4 protein-coding genes are annotated in these 4,777 nt (G+C 32.4%); 3 read left to right on the top strand and 1 reads right to left on the bottom strand.

Features of this window, described 5'->3' with window-relative positions; genetic code table 11:
• The 3 genes from GOQ24_RS13415 to GOQ24_RS13405 form a co-directional block, all read left to right on the top strand.
• Positions 1 to 935 (top strand): hypothetical protein (locus tag GOQ24_RS13415; RefSeq protein WP_410505198.1); only part of this gene is annotated, 935 nt, incomplete at its 5' end.
• Between the two features lie 42 nt (positions 936 to 977).
• Positions 978 to 2,699 carry a hypothetical protein gene (locus tag GOQ24_RS13410; RefSeq protein ID WP_160339927.1) on the top strand — a complete coding sequence of 574 codons (1,722 nt, stop codon included), beginning with the start codon at positions 978 to 980 and terminating at the stop codon, positions 2,697 to 2,699.
• A gap of 24 nt (positions 2,700 to 2,723) precedes the next feature.
• Positions 2,724 to 3,980, top strand: a complete 1,257-nt coding sequence (locus GOQ24_RS13405; protein ID WP_160339926.1) for a hypothetical protein — start codon at positions 2,724 to 2,726, stop codon at positions 3,978 to 3,980.
• Between the two features lie 164 nt (positions 3,981 to 4,144).
• Here GOQ24_RS13405 and GOQ24_RS13400 read toward each other — a convergent pair whose 3' ends face one another.
• Entirely contained in the window at positions 4,145 to 4,636 is a 492-nt protein-coding gene (locus GOQ24_RS13400) for a hypothetical protein (protein WP_155092420.1), read from the bottom strand.
• Positions 4,637 to 4,777 lie beyond the last annotated feature (141 nt).

Raw genomic sequence — 4,777 nt, 5'->3', positions numbered from 1 at the left:
GAAAAGGGTACTACTTTGAAGTTAAAAAATTAGATGCAGCTGGTGATCCATTACCTTCTGAAATTATCTACTTTAATTCAATGGAGACTAAAACTTCATTTGAAAAAACTATCGGAAATGATACGGAAGCAATAGTAAAGGATGCTAAAGTAGCACCGACTGAAGATGAATTAAAAGCTAAAGGATCAGTTGTTTATAAGTTCTTAGGAGAAGAGAAAGATGCTGCTGGAAATCCAATTCCGTATTATATCAACGCTACTTCGGATTTCTTAGAAATAGTTAAAAATAATGAAACTATTCAAAAGGAAATTACAAAAGTAGTTAATACAGGTGGAGGTACTGACCCAGGTACACCAGAACCAGTTGACCCAACAAAACCAGATCCTAACTCATATGGTAACGTTTACTATGGTGACGTAAATAAAGATGGTAACCCGATCTTATATACTGTAAATGATGGTAAAACTTATGCAATTGACATTTCTCAAAATATTCTTAATGAGATTACAAATAATCAAGATATCATTGAGAAGTTAAAAGAGCAAACTACTGTAGTAGTAAAAGAAGGAGAGGGAGCAGTGGATACAGGTGAAGTAATAGGTGGTTTTTCAGTTAAGAAAAAAGTATTTTCTAAACAATTAACTACACCAAAAGATAAAGCTACTTATGCGTACAATAGCCAATTTGAAGATGGTTTTGTATTTGCAGCTACTGATAAATTTGGAAGAGTGAAATCAGTACAAATTCTAACTAAAGATGGACAGTTGGTTATGAGTTCAGTGACTGATATTGTTGCTACAGCTACTAAATTAGATTTTAAATTTGGTATAGGAACTATGTATTCAACTCTGCCAACAGGTGTTACTTATGATGTTATTGTTGAGTATGTTTCTACAGAGGCATTTCCAAAACCAAAAGAAACTACAACTCCATAATTCATTACACAGTGAATTTTATTATTTAAAAAGTAAAGAAACATGAGAAAAAATATAATCACATTAGTCGCTTTAACTTTAAGTTTTGGCGCATTTGCACAAATCGGAACTGGTTTTGGTACAAAAAAACCTTCTCCTGCTGCAATATTAGAGGTTAAGTCTGAGAATAAAGGGGTATTGATACCAAGAATTGAACTGAAAGATTTAAACACCTTTGGATTAGCTGCTGACACTAAGGATGAAGGTATGCTTATCTATAACTCTACTGAAGTAAAGGATGCTAGTAATGTTGTAACAATAGGTATAGGTTTTTACTATTGGACTAACAAACCTACTGGTGGTCAATGGGAAAAAGTAACTTCTCAATCTGTTGTTAATAATTTGGTCGATCGTATTACAGTTATTGAAAGTACTACAGGATCTGGAGAAACTGGAGGGGGTACAGTTGTATATATTCCTGGTGAGGACGGAAAACCTGGTAAACTTGTTATTATTGATAAAACTAATGGGTCTTCTGAAATTCCATTAGATGAGATTTTATTAGGTAATGAAACCGAAACATTCTTTAAAGTTGTAGAAGTAGAGGAAGAAGTTGACAATGTGAAGAAAACATTTAAAAAATTACATTACTTTGGTGAGGAAGCTATTTCTAAATGGATATTAAAAGATCCGAAAAATAACAAAAGAGAAGATGCGCAGACTAAAATGACTGTAACAGATGATAAAGTAGCTGTTATTGATATTAGTTCTGTGGTTAGTTCTAATTTTGAGAGAATTGTTGAAGATAATAAAAAAGTAATTTCTGAGACAATTAATAAATTAGACGGTAGTGTATCTATCAAGGATGCTGGAGATGGAAAAGGGTACTACTTTGAAGTTAAAAAATTAGATGCAGCTGGTGATCCATTACCTTCTGAAATTATCTACTTTAATTCAATGGAGACTAAAACTTCATTTGTAAAAACTATCGGAGATGCTGCGACAGCAATAGAAAAGGATGCTAAAGTAGCACCGACTGAAGCTGAACTAAAAGCTAAAGGATCAGTTGTTTATAAGTTCTTAGGAGAAGAGAAAGATGCAGCTGGAAATCCAATTCCGTATTATATCAACGCTACTTCGGATTTCTTAGAAATAGTTAAAAATAATGAAACTATTCAAAAGGAAATTACAAAAGTAGTTAATACAGGTGGAGGTACTGACCCAGGTACACCAGAACCAGTTGACCCAACAAAACCAGATCCTAACTCATATGGTAACGTTTACTATGGTGACGTAAATAAAGATGGTAACCCGATCTTATATACTGTAAATGATGGTAAAACTTATGCAATTGACATTTCTCAAAATATTCTTAATGAGATTACAAATAATCAAGATATCATTGAGAAGTTAAAAGAGCAAACTACTGTAGTAGTGAAAGATGGAGAGGGAGCTGTTAATACTGGAGAGGTAATCAATGGTTTTCAAGTTAAAAAGCTTGTAACTAAGGTTACAGTTGAGGATACTACTTATGGATATGACAGTACTTTCAAGACAGCTATTCCTGTAGGAGATTCTTTTGCACGTTTACTTAAAGCTACAGTTTTAAAAGGTGGTGTTGATGGACAATTAGTTGCTGATTCAGCTACAGAAGTTGTTTTCGACAAGGGTGCAAAAACTTTAAAATTTAGCTTTGGAGTTGGGGAGATGTATACTCCTGTATTTAATGGTGACTACGATGTAATTCTTGAGTTTATCAGTACAGAAGCAGCTCCAACTAAATAATAAAATAATTAAAAAATTGAAAGAATGAAGAAGTATATAATTGCATGTACTGCCTTACTCGGGATGTCCTTTTTAGGACATGCCCAAGTGGGGATAGGTACAAAGAATCCTTCGCCTTCTTCTTTATTGGAGATTACATCTAAAGATGGAAACCAAGGGGTTATTTTACCTCAAGTGGCTTTGACATCTTTGACATCATTTTCTCCACTACTTGAAAGAGATAAGGACGGTCGAGATTTAAAGACAGATCCTAGAAACATTGGACTTATTATCTATAATACAAAGGTAGACGTTGCAAGTAGTTTATCTGCTGGTTTTTACTATTGGACAGGTCTTGAGTGGACGAAAGTTACAGATACTAAAACTTTACATAGTACTATCAAAGAAGAGATAACAAAGGCTATTCCAACTTTACCTGAAGTTAAACCAGGTGATAAAGGAAAGGATCTTTTTGTTACTTTTAATGGAGATACTAAACAGTTTTCTGTAGTTGAGAATGATATAGATGGCAAGCCTACAATTAAACCGATTGACTTTGAGGAGTTAGTTAAGCGTGATGAGACTAAAACTAAGTTTTATAGAAGAAGTGATGCTGCTAACGGAACTAAAGGTGCGTATACTGAGGTAGGAGTTGAACCTGGCGCTACAAAGAATGCAATCATTTATAAGTATGAGTCTGAGAAAGGTGATTTCTTTATTGATATGACACATGATTTGTATCAAACAATTGAGAATAATGAGACAATCCAACATATTATCAACGAAACTGTAAATGAACATTTAAGTCAAGGTGGTAACGTTTATTTCGGGGATCACGATGCAGATGCTAAAACAGCTGAAATCTTATATATTATTAATGATAAAGATGAGAAGCAACCGATTGATATTTCAAGTTCTATCTTGAAAATATTTACTGATAGTAAAGAAGAAATTATCAAGGAGATTCGCGCAAGTATCGGATATGATATTACTGCAAAAGCTGTATTTACAGGTAACAAATACCAAGGTAAAGATATTTACAAATTTGCTGGTACTGTAGGAGTTAAAGCAGGTGATGCTGAAACTGAAGGTATTAGAATGCCAAAAGATGTTGCAGTGATGATAGGTAATGTATTATCTATTAAATTACTGGATGCTAATGGTAATGATTTGGGTATCGGTGTTTGTGACATTGAAGTTGCAGGGGCTAAACTTGAATTTAGTTTAGGAAACGGAATGATGTATAGAACATTCCCTACAAATCAGACTTTTGATGTAATTGTTGAGTTTGTTGAAAACTAAGATTAATTATTCATTTGATTGAATAGTTTTGAATACTAAGAAAACCACTTGTAGATGCAGGTGGTTTTTTTATTTATATAGCAAAAAAAATGCTTTATAATTATAAAGCATAGAGATAAGAATGTATTTCGTATTGTTATTTGTGAGTTTGGCATTGGTCTTAGTTAGGAGAAGCAGTTTGGAATATTCAACTTAGATCTCATTAAATAATTATAATCTTCTTGTATACCTACAAGTGACTTGAATAATTGTAAATTCTCTTGTTTTTCTTTATCCTCTAAGTTGTTTGCCATAGAGATAGATTGCGTTTGCATAATGTACATGGTTGTCAACTGATCTTTTTTGTATTCCTGTAATTCGTGTTCTTCTATTTGACAAGTTTTCTTAAACAGGATAAGGTCTTGCATTTGGTTTAACTTAATGTAATTTTCGGTTTCAAGGATTACCTTCTTAATTTCACAGTAAATGTCCAAGAAGGAAAGCTTTAAGCTTTTGATACTTGAAAGATTGTATGATTCAAGAATACTATTTATCCCAAGTTGTGTGAATGAGTTTGTAGAGATGTAGTAAATCACATCTTGTACAATTTTGTTATAACTTTTCTTCTGGAGTACTTCATTGAAGTAAAATTCTAAGTTAGTGTTAAAGTGCTTCATATTATGCTGTATTGTTTTGATTTAAACAAATATAATTAAAGTTTTTGTGATATATAAATAAATTATTCGTCTTTACGGGAAAGGGTTTTTTAATAATCGTTATGTAAATAAGTACAATATTGATATTATATAATATTATTT

Origin of the sequence: Myroides sp. LoEW2-1 (assembly GCF_009767705.1) — a bacterium.
Taxonomy (GTDB): Bacteria; Bacteroidota; Bacteroidia; order Flavobacteriales; family Flavobacteriaceae; genus Flavobacterium; species Flavobacterium album_A.
This window is presented reverse-complemented; position numbering and strand designations above follow the sequence as displayed.

What these genes read in the sequence shown, in the direction of transcription:
- GOQ24_RS13410 (WP_160339927.1), top strand. Translation starts at nt 978, where the DNA reads ATGAGAAAAAATATAATCACATTAGTCGCTTTAACTTTAAGTTTTGGC.
- GOQ24_RS13405 (WP_160339926.1), top strand. Translation starts at nt 2,724, where the DNA reads ATGAAGAAGTATATAATTGCATGTACTGCCTTACTCGGGATGTCCTTT.
- GOQ24_RS13400 (WP_155092420.1), bottom strand. Translation starts at nt 4,636, where the DNA reads ATGAAGCACTTTAACACTAACTTAGAATTTTACTTCAATGAAGTACTC.